The sequence below is a fragment of the Vibrio sp. V10_P2A27P122 genome, assembly GCF_963874335.1.
Classification (GTDB): Bacteria; Pseudomonadota; Gammaproteobacteria; order Enterobacterales; family Vibrionaceae; genus Vibrio; species Vibrio anguillarum.
This window is the reverse complement of sequence record NZ_CAWNHY010000133.1, coordinates 1-16,353: the sequence shown is the minus strand read 5'-3', so window position 1 is coordinate 16,353 and position 16,353 is coordinate 1. Positions and strand designations below refer to the sequence as shown.

17 protein-coding genes are annotated in these 16,353 nt (G+C 46.3%); 13 read left to right on the top strand and 4 right to left on the bottom strand.

Going from position 1 to position 16,353, the window contains the following annotated elements; genetic code table 11:
* Positions 1 to 90: 90 nt before the first annotated feature.
* Entirely contained in the window at positions 91 to 2,094 is a 2,004-nt protein-coding gene (locus tag AACQ17_RS06785) for an NADPH-dependent 2,4-dienoyl-CoA reductase (RefSeq protein ID WP_094146828.1), read from the top strand.
* Positions 2,095 to 2,219: 125 nt separating this feature from the next.
* On the opposite strand, the gene purU is transcribed toward AACQ17_RS06785, so the two are convergent.
* On the bottom strand, positions 2,220 to 3,053 hold the full coding sequence (gene purU, locus AACQ17_RS06780) for a formyltetrahydrofolate deformylase (protein WP_010317194.1): 834 nt from the start codon (positions 3,051 to 3,053) through the stop codon (positions 2,220 to 2,222).
* 187 nt (positions 3,054 to 3,240) lie between these two features.
* On the opposite strand from purU, the gene AACQ17_RS06775 reads away from it, so the two are divergent.
* The 8 genes from AACQ17_RS06775 to rnd all read left to right on the top strand — a co-directional run bounded on the left by AACQ17_RS06775 (position 3,241) and on the right by rnd (position 10,997).
* Complete coding sequence (locus AACQ17_RS06775) at positions 3,241 to 3,441, top strand: hypothetical protein (RefSeq protein WP_013857222.1); 201 nt, start codon at positions 3,241 to 3,243, stop codon at positions 3,439 to 3,441.
* A gap of 94 nt (positions 3,442 to 3,535) precedes the next feature.
* Complete coding sequence (locus tag AACQ17_RS06770; protein WP_038170106.1) at positions 3,536 to 5,479, top strand: ATP-dependent DNA helicase; 1,944 nt, start codon at positions 3,536 to 3,538, stop codon at positions 5,477 to 5,479.
* 8 nt (positions 5,480 to 5,487) lie between these two features.
* Positions 5,488 to 6,189, top strand: a complete 702-nt coding sequence (gene tsaB / locus AACQ17_RS06765) for a tRNA (adenosine(37)-N6)-threonylcarbamoyltransferase complex dimerization subunit type 1 TsaB (protein WP_017047797.1) — start codon at positions 5,488 to 5,490, stop codon at positions 6,187 to 6,189.
* A 53-nt stretch (positions 6,190 to 6,242) separates the two neighbouring features.
* A complete protein-coding gene (locus AACQ17_RS06760; RefSeq protein ID WP_166538005.1) occupies positions 6,243 to 6,548 on the top strand; it encodes a chromosome partitioning protein ParA in 306 nt (101 codons plus the stop codon).
* 15 nt (positions 6,549 to 6,563) lie between these two features.
* The gene (locus AACQ17_RS06755; RefSeq protein ID WP_017044575.1) at positions 6,564 to 7,127 is read left to right on the top strand and encodes a Slp family lipoprotein; all 564 of its coding nucleotides are present in this window, start codon (positions 6,564 to 6,566) and stop codon (positions 7,125 to 7,127) included.
* 2 nt (positions 7,128 to 7,129) lie between these two features.
* Positions 7,130 to 7,984: an alpha/beta fold hydrolase gene (locus AACQ17_RS06750; protein WP_094147918.1), complete on the top strand. Its 855-nt coding sequence runs from the start codon at positions 7,130 to 7,132 to the stop codon at positions 7,982 to 7,984.
* Positions 7,985 to 8,086: 102 nt separating this feature from the next.
* On the top strand, positions 8,087 to 9,781 hold the full coding sequence (gene fadD / locus AACQ17_RS06745; protein ID WP_026028639.1) for a long-chain-fatty-acid--CoA ligase FadD: 1,695 nt from the start codon (positions 8,087 to 8,089) through the stop codon (positions 9,779 to 9,781).
* A gap of 97 nt (positions 9,782 to 9,878) precedes the next feature.
* Positions 9,879 to 10,997 carry a ribonuclease D gene (gene rnd / locus AACQ17_RS06740; RefSeq protein ID WP_017044578.1) on the top strand — a complete coding sequence of 373 codons (1,119 nt, stop codon included), beginning with the start codon at positions 9,879 to 9,881 and terminating at the stop codon, positions 10,995 to 10,997.
* Positions 10,998 to 11,053: 56 nt separating this feature from the next.
* Here rnd and minE read toward each other — a convergent pair whose 3' ends face one another.
* The 3 genes from minE to minC are packed head-to-tail and all read right to left on the bottom strand — an operon-like array spanning position 11,054 to position 12,819.
* Positions 11,054 to 11,320 carry a cell division topological specificity factor MinE gene (minE, locus tag AACQ17_RS06735; RefSeq protein ID WP_010317176.1) on the bottom strand — a complete coding sequence of 89 codons (267 nt, stop codon included), beginning with the start codon at positions 11,318 to 11,320 and terminating at the stop codon, positions 11,054 to 11,056.
* A gap of 4 nt (positions 11,321 to 11,324) precedes the next feature.
* A complete protein-coding gene (gene minD, locus AACQ17_RS06730) occupies positions 11,325 to 12,137 on the bottom strand; it encodes a septum site-determining protein MinD (protein WP_013857214.1) in 813 nt (270 codons plus the stop codon).
* 19 nt (positions 12,138 to 12,156) lie between these two features.
* A complete protein-coding gene (gene minC, locus AACQ17_RS06725; protein ID WP_013857213.1) occupies positions 12,157 to 12,819 on the bottom strand; it encodes a septum site-determining protein MinC in 663 nt (220 codons plus the stop codon).
* Positions 12,820 to 13,018: 199 nt separating this feature from the next.
* Here minC and AACQ17_RS06720 point away from each other — a divergent pair, with 199 nt between their 5' ends.
* The 4 genes from AACQ17_RS06720 to AACQ17_RS06705 all read left to right on the top strand — a co-directional run.
* Positions 13,019 to 13,300, top strand: coding sequence for a YcgL domain-containing protein (locus tag AACQ17_RS06720; protein WP_017044579.1), 282 nt, complete (start codon positions 13,019 to 13,021; stop codon positions 13,298 to 13,300).
* Between the two features lie 23 nt (positions 13,301 to 13,323).
* A complete protein-coding gene (locus AACQ17_RS06715) occupies positions 13,324 to 14,292 on the top strand; it encodes a lytic murein transglycosylase (protein ID WP_013857211.1) in 969 nt (322 codons plus the stop codon).
* A 61-nt stretch (positions 14,293 to 14,353) separates the two neighbouring features.
* The gene (locus tag AACQ17_RS06710; RefSeq protein WP_017044581.1) at positions 14,354 to 15,301 is read left to right on the top strand and encodes a LysR family transcriptional regulator; all 948 of its coding nucleotides are present in this window, start codon (positions 14,354 to 14,356) and stop codon (positions 15,299 to 15,301) included.
* A gap of 218 nt (positions 15,302 to 15,519) precedes the next feature.
* The coding region (locus tag AACQ17_RS06705; RefSeq protein ID WP_094167545.1) for a NupC/NupG family nucleoside CNT transporter at positions 15,520 to 16,353 on the top strand (834 nt) is incomplete at its 3' end.

Sequence of the window (16,353 nt, the reverse complement as noted above, 5' to 3'; positions counted from 1 at the left end):
TTACAAAAATGTAAACACTTGTTTGATTTTTTTTGTGGGCAATAATATTCTGGTCAGACCATAACGCATAATTATAAAAGTGAAGTCGCCATGTACCCACATCTGTTAGAGCCTTTGGATTTAGGATTTACTCAGTTACGCAACCGTGTATTGATGGGATCAATGCACACGGGATTAGAAGAGCACAAGGAAGGGCTCCATAAGCTGGCCGCTTTTTATGAAGAGCGTGCAAAAGGTGGGGTTGGGCTGATTGTGACGGGCGGGTTTTCGCCTAATTTGCGCGGTCGACTTCACCCTTTCAGTGCTGAATTTAGCAAGGCAAAACATGCGCGTGCACACCAAGTTGTGACTGAGGCAGTGCATCGCCAAGGTGGAAAAATCGCCTTGCAATTGCTGCACGCAGGCCGATACGCAATGCACCCTTTTGCCCAAAGTGCTTCGGCGATTAAAGCACCTATTGCGCGTTTTGCACCGAGTGAAATGAGTGCTCGTCAGATAAAAAAAACCATTGATGCCTTTGCCAGTAGTGCTGAATTAGCTCACCTTGCAGGATACGATGGTGTGGAAGTGATGGGCTCGGAAGGGTATTTGATCAACCAATTTATCTGTAAACGTACCAACATGCGTTACGACGATTGGGGCGGTAGTTACGAAAATCGTATCCGTTTACCCATTGAGATAGTGAAAGCGATTCGCGCAGTGGTTGGTAAAGAGTTCATCATCATTTTCCGTCTTTCAATGCTGGATTTAGTCGAAGAGGGCAGCACTTTCGAAGAGGTTTTAATGCTCGCGAAGGCACTTGAACAAGCTGGCGTGACCATTATCAATACGGGCATCGGTTGGCATGAAGCGCGCGTTCCAACGATAGCGACTCAAGTACCCCGTGCTGCTTTTACTTGGGTAACGGAAAAAATCCGCCCACATCTCTCTGTGCCCGTAGTGACCTGTAATCGCATCAACACTCCAGAAGAAGCAGAAAAAATATTAGCAACGGGTCAAGCGGATATGGTGTCGATGGCGCGTCCGTTTCTTGCCGATCCAGAATTTGTTGCCAAAGCTGAGCAAGGAAAAGCCGCGCTGATCAATACGTGTATCGGCTGTAACCAAGCCTGTTTAGATAACGTATTTAAAGGCAAACGGGCCAGTTGCCTCGTCAACCCGCGGGCCTGCTATGAAACGGAAATGGTTATTCGCCCTGCTGCTCAGCCGAAAAAAATGGCGGTGATTGGCGCAGGTCCGGCGGGGCTTGCTTGTGCGACTACCTTGGCTGAGCGTGGGCATCATGTTGATCTGTTTGAAAAAAATGATCGCATTGGTGGCCAGTTCCGTTTGGCGATGCAAATTCCCGGCAAAGAAGAGTTTAGAGAAACCATTCGCTACTTTGCAAATCGTATTGATCAAACCGGTGTGCATTTGCATTTAGATACTGACGTCAATTTTGAGATGCTCGAACCGTACGATGAAGTGGTGATGGCGTCGGGTGTCGAGCCGAGAAAAATAAAAATTGATGGTATTGATAACCTAGAAAAGGTGGTGGATTACCAAACGCTGATCCGTGAAAAAACACCCGTTGGTGAAAAAGTCGCGATTGTTGGTGCTGGTGGAATTGGTGTCGACGTCGCTACTATGTTGACTGAGCCGACAGAGCATACGCTTGATGATTGGCTGCATGATTGGGGCATCGATAAAGAGATTGCTTATCCCGGAGGTTTGTACCCATTTCCCGATTGTATGAGTGAAAAAACGGTGTGGCTATTGCAGCGCCGCAAAGGACGAGTAGGTAAAGGCCCCGGTAAGACCACAGGTTGGATCCATAAACGCACCTTAGAAAAGCGTGGAGTGAATCTACTGGGTGGTGTCGGTTATGAAAAAATTGCCGCTGACGGTTTACATATCACGCTTGACGGTAATCCTTTGCTGTTAGACGCCGACAAAATTGTGATTTGTGCTGGGCAAGAATCGGTACGTCCTTTTGAAGATAAATGGGCATTATTGGGTGAGAAGATGCATGTGATTGGTGGTGCCGATTATGCTGGTGAGCTTGATGCTGTGCGTGCGATTCGTCAAGGGGTCGAGCTGGCGATTAAGTTATAATCTATGGTCCAAGCTAGCCGGTGGTGCTATCACTTGGAGTGATCAGCCAGCAATCGTAAAACAACAAAAGGCGCAAATCGCGCCTTTTGTCTTTCCTATGTTCGTGAAGAACAGTCTTCGCTTTGCTATAAAATGACCGTTTTGTTGCCATAAACAAAAACGTGATCGTTGATGACTTTGTTCAAGGCTTTACTCAGCACATTTTTCTCAACATCCCGTCCAGCTTGCGCCATGTTTTGCGCGCTGAATGTGTGATCAACCGGGATTACATCTTGCTTAATAATCGGGCCTTCATCTAAATCATTAGTGACAAAGTGCGCCGTCGCACCAATGATTTTTACACCGCGCTCGTATGCTTGCTGGTAAGGTTTTGCACCAATGAATGCCGGTAAAAAGCTGTGGTGAATATTAATAATTTTGTGATGGTACTTATCGACAAAACCAGGAGTGAGTACCCGCATGTATTTGGCGAGGACCAAATAGTCGGCGTGATATTGGTCCAGCACTTCTAACAATTTCTGCTCATGTTCCTCGCGGTTTAGCCCTTCATGAGAAACATGGTGATACGGGATATCAAACTTTTCGGTCAGATTTTGCAGCGTATCGTAATTGCCAATCACTGCAGCAATATCGACATCCAAGCTGCCATCATAATTCTTAATCAAAATATCGCCCAAGCAATGTGCTTCTTTAGTCACCAAAATAACGATGCGTTTGCGCGAAGAATCAATCAGTTTACGTTTTGCGTGTGCAGGCAAGGCTTGGTCAAGGTCGGCTAAAAGGGTGGTGTCGTTAAAGTAGCCTTCCAATTCAGTACGCATAAAAAAGTGACCACTGATGTTATCAACATACTCATTATTATGAATAATATTGAGTTGATGTTTATAACAAATGTTCGTGATTTTAGAGATAAGTCCGGGCGCATCACTACAATGAGTGAGCAGTGTTTTTCTTTCCATTATTAATTACTTCCGTGCATGATTTTTTTCGTTCTAAAAACTAATTCGTGAGCGTGTGAACGGTGAGGCGCCCCGCAATATAAGGGCTATAATTAATCTATTATTAAGTTGGTTTCAATATATAAACGGGTTCACCGTTAGGCTTTTACTAAATTTCTTCCTCACAGAGTGTCTTAAGGCGGTATTTATGGATAGAGAACTCCTCGCACGAAAGCTGTATATGGAAAGAGTGAGTGCATTGATGGGAGACCATCAAATTGACGAAATCATTTTGGAAGACATGTGGGAGAACCGAGCGTCACCCGCCGAGGCGGCAAAAGCAATGACCCAAACGGAGAATGGGTACGAAGGACCAGCTTGGTTATCTCGTTACCTCAATCGCAAATAGAACACACCTAACTGGCGCGGGTTGCACTTGGATTCGCGCCAGCTCATCAAACCTGACATAATGCCCCGCAACGAACACTTACCTCCACTTTTTGATGATTGCAAAAACCTTCTCTTCACAAGGCGCATTAGGTAAAGCCATTGCCGGTTTTCAAGCTCGACAAGCGCAAATTGACATGGCTGAAGCGGTCGCTAAGGCGATTTCCCAACAATCGCAATTAGTGGTTGAAGCAGGGACTGGTACAGGCAAAACCTTTGCGTATCTGGTGCCTGCGCTGCTCAGTGGTAAAAAAGTCATTATCAGTACGGGTTCTAAAAACCTACAAGAGCAGCTTTTTCATCGTGATTTACCCTTGATGATTGATGCGCTCGGTTTCTATGGCAATGTTGCGCTATTAAAAGGCCGAGCAAACTATCTGTGCCTTGATAGGCTAAGCCGCCAAATGGTGGAAAGCCACACCAACCAATCTGATCCACAGCTATTGACTCAATTAGTGAAAGTGCGTCGTTGGTCATCGGAAACCAAAAGCGGTGATTTAGGCGAATGTGAAGAGTTGCCTGAAGACAGTGCTGTCATTCCAACCATCACCTCAACCAACGACAATTGCCTTGGCAAAGAGTGCCCAAGTTACGTCGACTGTTTTGTCTCTAAAGCGCGCAAAAAGGCGATGGATGCCGACGTTGTCGTGGTCAACCATCACCTTTTTCTAGCCGATCTGGCGATCAAAGAAACCGGGTTTGGTGAGTTGATCCCCGAAGCCGAGGTCTTTATCTTCGACGAAGCGCATCAGTTACCGGATATCGCCAGCCAATATTTTGGTCAATCAGTCTCCAGTCGCCAAGTCCAAGAGCTGGCGAAAGATATTGAAATCGGCTATCGCACTGAAGCAAAAGATATGCGCCAATTGCAGAAAGTGGGCGATAAACTGGTACAGTCAGCGATGGATTTACGCATTGTGTTGGGTGAACCCAGTTTTCGAGGCAACTGGCGTGAGGCGTTAGCTTCACCATCGATTTCGCGAGAATTAGCGCGTTTGCGAGACAGCTTAGATTTTGCTATCGATGTGTTAAAACTCGCGTTAGGTCGCAGCCAGTTATTGGATACCGCATTTGAGCGCGCCAACTTAATCAAAGGACGAATTGATCGAGTGTGTGATGTCTCTATTACCGGTTATTCCTATTGGTATGACACCACGCCGCGTCATTTTAGTTTACACATCACCCCACTTTCGGTGGCCGATAAATTTCACGAACAGGTGCAACAAAAGCAGGGCGCATGGATTTTCACCTCCGCAACTTTGGCCGTAAACGACGATTTTAGCCATTTCACTCAGCGTTTAGGACTAAAGCCCCAAGCTCAGTTTTCATTACCAAGCCCGTTTGACTATCAGCAGCAGGCGCGGCTGTGTGTACCACGCTATTTACCTGAACCCAATAGCCCAGGCCTTGCCGATAAATTGGTGCGTATTTTGTCGCCAGTGATTGAGCAAAACCAAGGCCGCTGCTTCTTTTTATGTACTTCCCACAGCATGATGCGCGAGTTAGGTGAACGTTTTCGAGAAGTGTTAACCGTGCCAGTGCTGATGCAAGGGGAGACGAGTAAACAAAAAACGTTGGCCGAATTTATGGAATTAGGTAATGCCTTATTGGTCGCGACAGGGGCGTTTTGGGAAGGGATAGATGTTAGAGGTGACGCATTAAGCTGTGTTATTATCGACAAACTTCCATTTACCGCACCGGATGATCCGTTGTTGAAAGCGCGAATTGAAGATTGCCGAATGCGCGGTGGAGATCCATTTGCGCAAGTACAACTACCCGATGCCGTCATCACCTTGAAACAAGGGGTCGGGCGTTTGATCCGCGATAAACATGACAAAGGTGTACTGATCATTTGTGATAACCGTTTAGTCACCCGTGACTACGGTGGGCTATTTCTTGCCAGTTTACCGCCCATTCCACGTACGCGGGATTTGGACAAAGTAAAAGATTTCTTAAGTCAAATTTCAGTCACGACACCCGTAACTATTAACAACAATTAGAGACAGTAATGAGCGCAAAGATCCTTGCCTTAGACACAGCAACAGAGAACTGTTCTGTTGCTTTAATGATGAACGGCAAACTGTACGTTCGCAGTGAAGTTGCCCCTCGCGATCACACCAAGAAGATTCTACCCATGGTGGATTCCGTCCTAAAAGAAGCGGGCATCACCTTACAGGAACTAGACGCGCTAGCCTTTGGCCGTGGTCCGGGCAGTTTTACCGGAGTACGGATTGGCATTGGAATTGCACAAGGTTTAGCATTCGGCGCTGATTTACCTATGATAGGTATTTCGACCCTGGCAGCGATGGCGCAAGGCAGCTATCGTTTACAGGGTTACCAGCAGGTGGCGTGTGCAATTGACGCCAGAATGAGTGAGATTTACTGGGGTCGTTATACACGTCAAGAAGATGGCTCTTGGCAAGAGATAGATGCAGAGTGCGTCATTGCTCCTAATACTCTTGCTGAGCAAATCAAAGCTGACAGCATCACTTGGGGCTGCGCTGGAACGGGTTGGGCGGCTTATAAAGAAGAGTTAGATACGTTGCCTATCTCGTGTCAAATGGGGGAAGTATTGTACCCAGATGCACAGGATATGGTGTTTCTTGCTCAGTATGAGTTTGCTAAAGGAAACACGCTAACAGTAGAAGAGTCGAGCCCTGTTTACCTGCGTGATAACGTGGCTTGGAAGAAGTTACCGGGCCGAGAATAATCAGTGAAAGGCAAGGCGTTGCATTCGTCTTGCTCTAATTGAATAGGAACAGTATGGTTTCAATTAACGGTTTACCTCCTGCGATAGTGCCCGGTAGCAATAGGGCTAATCGCGCAAATAAGAACAATGGGGTAAAGAAAGGCGATGCCAAAACCGGAGTAGGCCAACCTACTAAGGTGGCGAATGCTGTTTCTCATTCAATTCGTTATGTCGATCCATCAGAGATTCATCGGGCTAATCTGGAATACGATCTTCCTGAAGGCCGATCAAGAAAGGCGATGGAAGAGTACATGGACGTGATGAACCAAGCAAAAAAAGAGGAACTTGCTCAACTGCTTGGAGTCGATATCTACATCTAATCCAACAAGGTCATTATGATGCGATCTTTTTCCACTTCTAAAACGCTACTGCTGTTATCGTCCACATTGTTGCTTGGTGCATGCTCAAGCTTACCGGATGATCTTCGTGCCAGTAGTGATGCCGTGATCACCGATTACGCCACTTGGGTCAATACGCCAACCAATGAGCAAGATGAAGTCCGGCTGGGCGGCGTCATCGCCAGTGTGACTAATTTGGCGGATAAAACACGGATTGAAATAGTCAATTTGCCAATTAGCTCATCAGGCCGACCGGATATCGACCGCGAACCGCAAGGGCGTTTTGTTGGCTATGTTGACGGGTTTGTTGACCCAGTGGCTTATGCGAAAGATCGTTTGGTGACGCTAGTGGGAACCAGCCTTGCTCCAGAAAAAGCCAAAGTAGGTGAGTTTGAATACACTTTCCCAACCATGGTCGTAAAAGGACTACATTTGTGGCGAGTTGAAGAAAGAGTGGTCGTGAATGATCTCGGTACTTATATGTACCCTTGCCACAGCTTATATTGTCGTCAAATGTACATTGGTGCTCGTGAAGGGCGCGTGGTACAAGAAGTGAAATAGCGATGCAACAAAAACAGTACTCTCTTGCGCAAGGAATGATTGCGACTCAAGAGTTGGGAAACGCACAAACGGCCGACTTATCGGTCGTTTTTTTGCATGGTTGGTTAGATAATTCATCCAGTTTTCTTACCGTTATCAAAGCGTTAAGTCACCTTAATCCACAGTTACACCTTTGCGCAATCGATTTACCGGGACATGGCCTTTCAAGCCATAAAGCCGACGGTCATTTTTACCCATTTCATGACTATATTGATGATATTTACTCATTTTTGCTCAACTTATCGCCAAACAGGTTAGTGATCGTAGGGCATTCCCTTGGTGCTTTAATCGCAAGTTGCTATAGTGCCGCCTTTCCTGAGCAAGTCGCAGGATTAGTTCAAATCGAAGGAATGGCTCCATTGGCTGAATCGCCACTAGAGAGTGTGGCCAGGCTGCGCAATGGCGTACTCAGCCGCCAGCGGATCCGGCGTAAGCCTCGTCGTAGGTTACCGAACTTAGAATACGCTGTTGCTCGCCGAGCCGAAGTCAACCAGTTAGAAGCAGCCTTGATCCAACCCATCGTTATTCGAGGGGTTGAGCTGTGCAATGACGAGTGGTATTGGCGTCATGACCCACAGTTAAACAGCGATTCCTTGTATCGCATGTCGTATGAGCATGCTCAGCACATAATGGCGCACATCCAATGCCCACAACGTGTGATTCTCGGTACACACGGTTTTTCTGAGTTACGAGCCGCTCGAGGCTATTTCGCCGATGATCGGCAAGAGATGTTCACTATTTCTGGTGGTCATCATTGCCATCTTGAGCAACCTTCGCAAGTCGCCGAACTAATTTTTGGCTTAGTTAACAAAATTTAAACAAGTGTTTGAGTGTTTCGTGCTCAAGCGCTTTGGCTGTGCTGTAATAGCGCACATAAAAATATCGCCGTAGAGCAGCCGCCAATAACGAGGAGTATTACCGTGGAGAAACCTTGGCTTTCACGCTATCCAACTGATGTACCTGAATTCATCAACCCTGATCAGTACCTCTCTTTGGTCGAAATGTTTGAGCAATCGGTTCATAAATATGCCGATCAACCAGCCTTTATGAATATGGGTTCGGTCATGACTTTTCGTAAACTGGAAGAGCGCAGCCGAGCATTTGCCGCCTATTTGCAAAATGAGCTGAAGCTGAAAAAAGGTGATCGTGTCGCCTTAATGATGCCTAACCTATTGCAGTATCCGGTCGCGTTATTTGGCGTATTACGAGCCGGGTTGATTGCAGTGAATGTTAACCCGTTGTACACCCCGCGAGAGCTTGAGCATCAACTGAATGACGCCGATGCAAAGGCGATCGTCATCGTCTCGAATTTTGCCAATACCTTAGAGCAAATTGTTGAAAATACCTCGGTAAAACATGTGGTATTGACCAGCCTTGGACAGATGTTACCTAGAGCAAAAGGGACGTTGGTTGATTTCGTTGTGAAATATGTGAAAGGGATGGTGCCAAAATATGACTTACCAGGTGCCATTTCCATGCGTAAGGCGTTGCACAAAGGTCGCCGTTTACAGTATGTGAAGCCTTTTATGTCTGGCGACGACATTGCATTTTTACAATATACCGGTGGTACAACCGGTGTGGCAAAAGGGGCAATTCTGACCCACCGCAACATGATTGCGAATGTGCTCCAAGCAAAAGGAGCATATGGTCCAGTATTGGCCGAAGGCCGCGAACTGGTTGTGACGGCATTACCGCTTTATCACGTATTTGCACTGACCGTAAACTGTTTACTGTTCGTCGAAATGGGTGGGCGTAACCTATTGATTACTAATCCACGCGATATTCCAGGCTTTGTCAAAGAGTTGCAAAAGTACCCATTTACTGCCATTACGGGGGTGAATACGCTGTTTAATGCGTTGGTCAACAACGAAGATTTCCATGAACTTGATTTCAAAAATCTTAAGCTTTCTGTTGGTGGTGGCATGGCGGTACAGCGCGCGGTGGCCGATCAGTGGAAAAAAGTGACGGGTATCCACCTGCTTGAAGGTTACGGTTTGACTGAATGTGCACCACTGGTGACAGGTAATCCTTATGATTTAAGTGATTATTCGGGAGCCATTGGTTTACCCGTTCCTTCAACCGAAGTGCGTATCGTTGATGATGAAGGCAAAGTGTTGGCTTATGATCAAGTCGGTGAGTTGCAAGTGCGTGGCCCACAAGTGATGCAAGGTTATTGGCAAAGACCGGAAGCGACGAAAGAAGTGATTGATGCCGATGGTTGGCTCTCTACAGGCGATATCGTCAAGTTTGATGAGCAAGGAATGGTCTATATTGTCGATCGCAAGAAAGACATGATTTTAGTCTCTGGATTCAACGTCTATCCTAATGAGATTGAAGATGTGGTTGCACTGCATGGCAAAGTATTAGAAGTGGCCGCTATCGGCCAGCCTCATGAAGTGTCTGGTGAAATCGTCAAGATTTATGTGGTTAAGCGTGATCCGAGCTTAACCAAAGATGAAATTATTGCCCATTGCCGTAAACATTTGACTGGCTATAAAGTGCCTAAGTTGATTGAGTTTAGGGAAGATTTACCAAAGAGTAATGTGGGTAAAATTTTACGCCGCGTACTTCGTGAAGAAAATGATGCGGCAATTGAACAAACAAAACGTGCCTAAGCATCAAGTCAGTATGAAAAAATAGTGCTAGAATGCCGACTCAAACCGTCGGCATTTTTATGTCCCCTCTAGTAGGGTTGCCCAAAGTGAGCCATTAGTGAACTACCAAATAATTACCCAGCCTAACGACCTACAACGTGTATGCCTTGCCGCGCGAGATGCCGATGTGGTGATGCTCGATACCGAGTTTGTCCGAGTGCGTACCTTTTACCCACAGCTCGGATTGATCCAGCTTTATGATGGTGAAAACCTCTCTTTAATCGACCCACTTGCCTTTGATGACATGGCCCCTTTTGTCGAGCTACTGCAAGACACCTCCGTGCTCAAAGTGCTGCATGCGTGTGGTGAAGATCTCGAAGTGTTTCATAATGCATTTGGCTGCACACCTTTTCCAATGGTCGACACACAAGTAATGGCGGCCTTTCTCGGTCATGGACTGTCTACCGGATTTGCCGCATTGGTCAATGAATTCTTAGGGATTGAAATTGATAAAAGTGAATCGCGTACTGATTGGTTAGCAAGGCCTTTATCGCAAAAGCAGTTGGATTACGCTGCCGCCGATGTGTTTTATTTGCTGCCGATTTACGAGAAATTACTCGATAAAGTGACGCAGGCGGGCTGGTGGCAAGCGGCGCAGCAAGAATCTGAACTATTGAGCGTCAAACGCATTAAACAGACTAATCCCGATTTGGCCTATTTGGATATCAAAGGGGCATGGCAACTAACACCGCAAGAATTAGCGATTCTCAAACCCTTAGCTACTTGGCGCTACGAAGAGGCGGTACGCCGTGATTTGGCGCTCAATTTTGTGGTCAAAGAGACAGATTTGCTGACTATCGCTCGTTTGGGATTGACGAGTGCAAGCCGTATGATTGATGAAGGGGCCGATCCGAGATCGATTCAACGTCACAGTGCCAAAATCATTGCATTGGTGAAAGCGGGCCAGCAGACTCCGGCTGATCAATACCCACCTAAAATCGACCCTTTGATGGACTATCCCGGCTATAAACAGTTGTTTAAACGGTTGAAAGATGAAGTTAAATCAGTGTCTCAAACCACGGGTTTAGCGACTGAATTTTTAGCCTCTAAAAAACAGCTCAACCAGCTATTGAGTTGGGTGTGGAAGAAAGAGAGAGATCCCGCGCAATTGCCGGATGTGATGCAGAGCTGGCGCTTACCTATTCTCGGTGAACGGCTCAACAAATTGGTTGAGTAAAATTGGTTAGTAAAGAGAAAGAGCCTGCAATTTTGCAGGCTCTTTTATCATAAGGATTACTTTTCTTCGTCTGGCAGTTTCACGTTCAATTCCAGCACAGAGATATCATCATCTTTGTGCTCAAAAGAGACTTCAACCATCGAAGGGTCAACCGCGACGTATTTGGCGATCACCTTGAGAATGTCTTCTTTCAATTGAGGCAAATAGGTCGGTGCAGGGTCATTTTCACTACGACGTTCGGCGACGATAATTTGCAAACGCTCTTTGGCAAGGCTTGCTGAGGTCGTTTTCTTTTGTGGTCGGAAAAACTCAAGTAGAGACATAATATTAACCCCCGAAAAGTCGTTTAAAGATGCCCTTTTTCTGCTCCGTTAGAAAACGAAACTCGACTTCTTGCCCTAATAAGCGCTCGACAGCGTCAGCATAAGCTTGGCCTGCGTCTGATTGATCGTCAAAAATAACCGGAACACCTTTGTTGGAGGCATTAAGCACCGCTTGGCTTTCTGGGATCACGCCAAGTAAAGAGATATGTAAAATCTCTTCAACATCTTCCACGCTCAACATTTCACCTTGTGTCACGCGAGTAGGGTTATAACGGGTTAATAAAAGGTGCTGTTTAACAGGCTCTAACCCTTGCTCTGAGCGCATTGATTTGGAATCCAAAATCCCTAAAATGCGGTCCGAGTCGCGCACGGAAGAGACTTCAGGGTTCGTCGTTACAATCGCTTCATCAGCAAAGTACAAAGCCATCAACGCGCCTTGCTCAATACCTGCTGGTGAGTCGCAAATGACGAAATCAAAGCCCATCGTATCGAGTTCATCCAAAACGCGCTTTACGCCCTCTTTGGTGAGTGCATCTTTATCACGGGTTTGTGAGGCAGGCAGAATAAACAGGTTTTCGGTGCGTTTATCTTTGATCATCGCTTGGTTAAGTGTCGCCTCACCGTTGATGACGTTGACAAAGTCGTACACCACGCGGCGCTCACAACCCATGATTAAGTCAAGGTTACGCAGACCGATATCAAAATCGATGACCGCTGTCTTTTTACCTTTTAAAGCCAAGCCAGAAGCAATTGCTGCGCTTGAGGTTGTTTTACCAACGCCGCCTTTTCCTGACGTTACAACAATAATGCGTGCCATTATGTTTTCCTTGTTAATTTTAAATCGTGAGCGTTTCAAAATGCAGTGAATCATCAACCATGCTGAGCATCACTTTCTTCTGCCAAAACTCACTTTCAATTTGATCGCTAAGCCAATAATTTCCAGCAATGGAGACCAGCTCTGCTTGTAAATCGTGACAAATAATTTTTGCTTCCGTTTGGCCGCTGGCACCGGCAATGGCCCTTCCGCGCAGTGAACCATGAATGTGAATTGAACCATCGGCGATCACTTCGGCCCCCGCGCTGACGTGATTGAGGATCACTAAATCGCTATCTTTGGCATACACTTGCTGGCCAGAGCGAATGGGCGTGCGAATCACCTTGGTTGGCGCTATTTGAGCGGGTGCTTGAGAAGGCGACTTGCTTGCTGCCATCACGGCAAAGCCAGCTTCTGAGGCTAAGTTTTGGCTGCGTTTATCACGGCAACCTGTCACACCGACCGGGATCATTCCCGCTTCAGTGATGCCTTGTTTAAGTATCGCAAAATCAATATCGCCAATCACTTTAGCAATATTGATCACTACAGGTGCAGAGGCAAAAAAAGCAGGAGCTTGGGCGACTTTTTCCTTGAGAAACTCAACGGTATTGGCAACTTCACTGTCGCAAAGGTGTAACACTGACAAAGTAAAACTGCTACCTTTTAGGTCAGGAGTATTCGACATCTTATATTGACCTCAATAACTAATGGCTTCACTAGAAAGGGCGTTGCCTGAAACTAGGGTTGTCATGTTATATTCCCTGACTTAGCTCAGCAAGTTATCTTGCGGTCAAATGTTTGTTTTAATCTCAAATTTGGTAAAAATTTAACGTTTCTAACTTAATTGGCTCGAAAAGCCAGTTTATTACAATAAAAGGTTTGTCATGCTTTGCTCTATCTACAAAAGCTCTAAAAAAGAAGGTACCTATCTCTATATCCCCAAAAAGGATGACTTTTCACAGGTTCCTGACACATTAATGGCGATGTTCGGTAAACCTACTTTAGTCATGGTAGTGAAACTGGAAGGGCGTACACTTGCCCAAGTGAACATTGAAAAAGTAAAAGAGTCTCTAGAAAATGAGGGCTTTTTCCTACAGTTACCGCCACCGCCACAAAATTTATTAGAACAATATAAGCAGCAAAAGGCTCAGCAAAAAGATAGCTAAGTTTTCAGCTCAAGGAGGACGATTTGAGAAAGTTATTGTCAGTCGTATTGGGATTAAGCCTCTCCACGCCATTGATGGCGAATGAGGTTAGTTTTGAACACTATGTGGAAGGCTTGAAGCAGCAAGCACGAAATGAAGGCATTTCAGAGCAAATTTTAATCGATGCGTTTAAAAATGTGGAGTACAAGCCACGTGCTGTGACGGCCGATCGCAATCAACCAGAAAAGAAACTGACGCTGGATGAATATATCCCACGCGCGGTTCCAGAATGGAAAGTGAACCAAGCAAAGGCGCTGTATGAAAAGCACTATGCAGAGCTTAGCCGCATTGGCGAACAATATGGCGTACAGCCGCGCTTTATCGTGGCTTTGTGGGGCGTAGAAAGTAATTTTGGTGCGTTGACCGGTGGTTTTAGTGTTATTGATGCGCTGACGACTATGGCTTATGACGGTCGTCGAGAAGAATTTTTCCGCAAGGAGACGATGGCCGCGTTGCAAATTCTACAGCAAGGTCATATCCAAGCTGATGAGATGAAAGGGTCTTGGGCTGGCGCGATGGGACAATGCCAGTTTATGCCGAGTTCGTTTTTGGCGTTCGCTTCCGATGGTAACGGCGATGGCAAAAAAGACATTTGGCGCTCAAAGGAAGATGTATTCGCGTCGACGGCCAATTATCTCAGCCAATCGGGATGGGATGATAAATACACTTGGGGCCGTCAAGTTAAAGTTCCGCATGGGTTTGACCGCACTCTAGAAGGGCGACAGCCCGAAAAAGGGAAATCACTGAGAGAGTGGAACAAGCTCGGTATTACTCGTTACGAAGGTAAACCACTGCCTAATTTAGACAACGTTCAAGCTTGGCTTATCATGCCAGATGATGAAAATGGCCGCGTTTACTTGGTATACAACAACTATAATGTGTTGATGAAGTGGAACCGTTCATATTATTTCGCCCTCGCGGTGAGCCATTTGGCGGATAGAATTACCTATTGATTTGAACCTTAATTAAACGCAAAGGGCTCATCATGAGCCCTTTGCTATTTCTGGAGAGCGTGTGCTAGTTGAACGTGCAGGGCAAATGGTGATATTTGCTGCGTTAATCAAACATCAAGGCTTTACCGCTGCGGCCAAAAGCTTAGGCGTATCAGTATCGCATGTTAGTAAGCAGTTGGCCTTACTGGAAGCCTCGCTCGGGGTGAAGCTCGTTCAGCGAACCACCCGCAGCTTCACCACAACCGAGGCTGGAGAGGCTTTTTATCGCCATTGTATTGCGGTCGTTGGGTTGATGGATGCTGCGCAGTCTGAAATGGAAAGCCAGCGTGATGAGGTGTCTGGGCTGATTAAGCTTGGTCTTTCACAGTCGTTTGGTTCTTTGCACATTTTGCCAGCACTGGAGGCGCTTCGTCAGCGTTATCCAAAACTGCAAGTGGAAGTGCATTTGTTCGATTATCGAGTCGATATGCTCGAAGAAGGGCTTGATTTGTGGGTGACCAACAACGAACATTTGCCGGAAGGGTACGTGGCGCAACGTCTCGCCGATTGCCAATTTGTGCTGGCGGCGTCACCGGAATACTTATTAAACCATTCACCCCCTCAGACACCCAGTGATCTGTTAGGTCACAACTGTCTTATCTACCGTAGTTGGGAGCGAGATTACACCAGTTGGTCGTTTGCCAATCCAGAGCAAAAGGTCAACATCAATGTGTCGGGTAACTATTCGGTGGATTTAGCCGAAGCCGTCCGTGACGCCGCCGTGGCAGGGTGGGGTGTTGCTTACTTGGCGACTTATTTAATTCGAGATGAATTTCGAACTGGTAAACTGATCCAGTTGTTGCCAGATTGGCACGCAAATCAAAGCATGCCTTTTTATGCGGTTTACCCGAGCCGACAACATATGCCGAAGAAAACCTCAGCCGTGATTGAATTTATCAAGGCTTTAATCGGTACACCTTGCTACTGGGATACTCAGTTAGAGCCTTACATCCGTTTGACAAAAGTGTAATGAGCACGGTTTATTATTTCCAAACTCAGAAACATCTTTTCTATATGGAAAAGATAAGCCTAGGCAATCGTTTAGCTTGTTACAAATCAACAGCTTGAAACAAGAGGCTTAAGGCTGCTATTTTTAAGCACACCTCTGTAACATTTGCGACTTGCGCATTCGTTTTCGCACGATAGAATGCGCGCCTTTCCTATCCCCGTTATCTGGATTGACAGCAAATGAACTCATTACTTGGCGTCGTCGCCATCTTATTTACGGCTTGGCTACTTTCTACCAATAGAAAAAACATCCAACTTAGAACCGTGTCGCTCGCTTTTTTATTGCAAGTAGGCTTTGCACTATTGGTTCTGTATGTCCCTATGGGGAAAGAAGTGCTCAACAGTGTCACGGGTGCGGTATCGAATTTGATCAATTATGGGCAAGAGGGAATTGGCTTTCTCTTTGGCGGTTTAGCCAATGGTAGCGTTGGTTTTGTGTTTGCGATTAATGTGCTTGGCATCATCATTTTCTTCTCCGCTTTGATCTCCGGTTTGTACCACATTGGTTTGATGCCTAAAGTAATTAATTTGATTGGCGGTGGTTTGCAAAAATTATTGGGTACGGGGCGTGCAGAGTCACTGTCAGCCACGGCGAACATTTTTGTCGGCATGATTGAAGCGCCGTTAGTCGTTAAGCCTTATTTAAAACACATGAGTGATTCGCAATTTTTTGCGGTGATGACGTGTGGCTTAGCCTCGGTTGCGGGCGGAACGTTAGTTGGTTATGCCTCACTGGGCGTTAACCTTAACTATCTTATTGCGGCGGCATTTATGTCAGCTCCAGCCGGTTTGTTGATGGCGAAAATTTTGGTGCCGGAAACCGAAGCGCAAAGTCAGCAGGTGGTCAATGAAGAGGTTGAGATACCAAAAGCAACCAATGTGGTTGAAGCCGTGGCTGATGGTGCAATGTCTGGGCTTCGTATCGCGGTTGCGGTTGGGGCAACGTTACTGGCCTTTATCAGTGTGATTGCGCTACTCAACGGCCTATTGGGCTGGGTGGGGGGGCTGTTTGGC

Excerpts from the sequence above, each read along its gene's own strand:
- AACQ17_RS06785 (WP_094146828.1), top strand. The coding sequence starts at position 91 with ATGTACCCACATCTGTTAGAGCCTTTGGATTTAGGATTTACTCAGTTA.
- purU (WP_010317194.1), bottom strand. The coding sequence starts at position 3,053 with ATGGAAAGAAAAACACTGCTCACTCATTGTAGTGATGCGCCCGGACTT.
- AACQ17_RS06775 (WP_013857222.1), top strand. The coding sequence starts at position 3,241 with ATGGATAGAGAACTCCTCGCACGAAAGCTGTATATGGAAAGAGTGAGT.
- AACQ17_RS06770 (WP_038170106.1), top strand. The coding sequence starts at position 3,536 with ATGATTGCAAAAACCTTCTCTTCACAAGGCGCATTAGGTAAAGCCATT.
- tsaB (WP_017047797.1), top strand. The coding sequence starts at position 5,488 with ATGAGCGCAAAGATCCTTGCCTTAGACACAGCAACAGAGAACTGTTCT.
- AACQ17_RS06760 (WP_166538005.1), top strand. The coding sequence starts at position 6,243 with ATGGTTTCAATTAACGGTTTACCTCCTGCGATAGTGCCCGGTAGCAAT.
- AACQ17_RS06755 (WP_017044575.1), top strand. The coding sequence starts at position 6,564 with ATGATGCGATCTTTTTCCACTTCTAAAACGCTACTGCTGTTATCGTCC.
- AACQ17_RS06750 (WP_094147918.1), top strand. The coding sequence starts at position 7,130 with ATGCAACAAAAACAGTACTCTCTTGCGCAAGGAATGATTGCGACTCAA.
- minE (WP_010317176.1), bottom strand. The coding sequence starts at position 11,320 with ATGTCTCTACTTGAGTTTTTCCGACCACAAAAGAAAACGACCTCAGCA.
- minD (WP_013857214.1), bottom strand. The coding sequence starts at position 12,137 with ATGGCACGCATTATTGTTGTAACGTCAGGAAAAGGCGGCGTTGGTAAA.
- minC (WP_013857213.1), bottom strand. The coding sequence starts at position 12,819 with ATGTCGAATACTCCTGACCTAAAAGGTAGCAGTTTTACTTTGTCAGTG.
- AACQ17_RS06720 (WP_017044579.1), top strand. The coding sequence starts at position 13,019 with ATGCTTTGCTCTATCTACAAAAGCTCTAAAAAAGAAGGTACCTATCTC.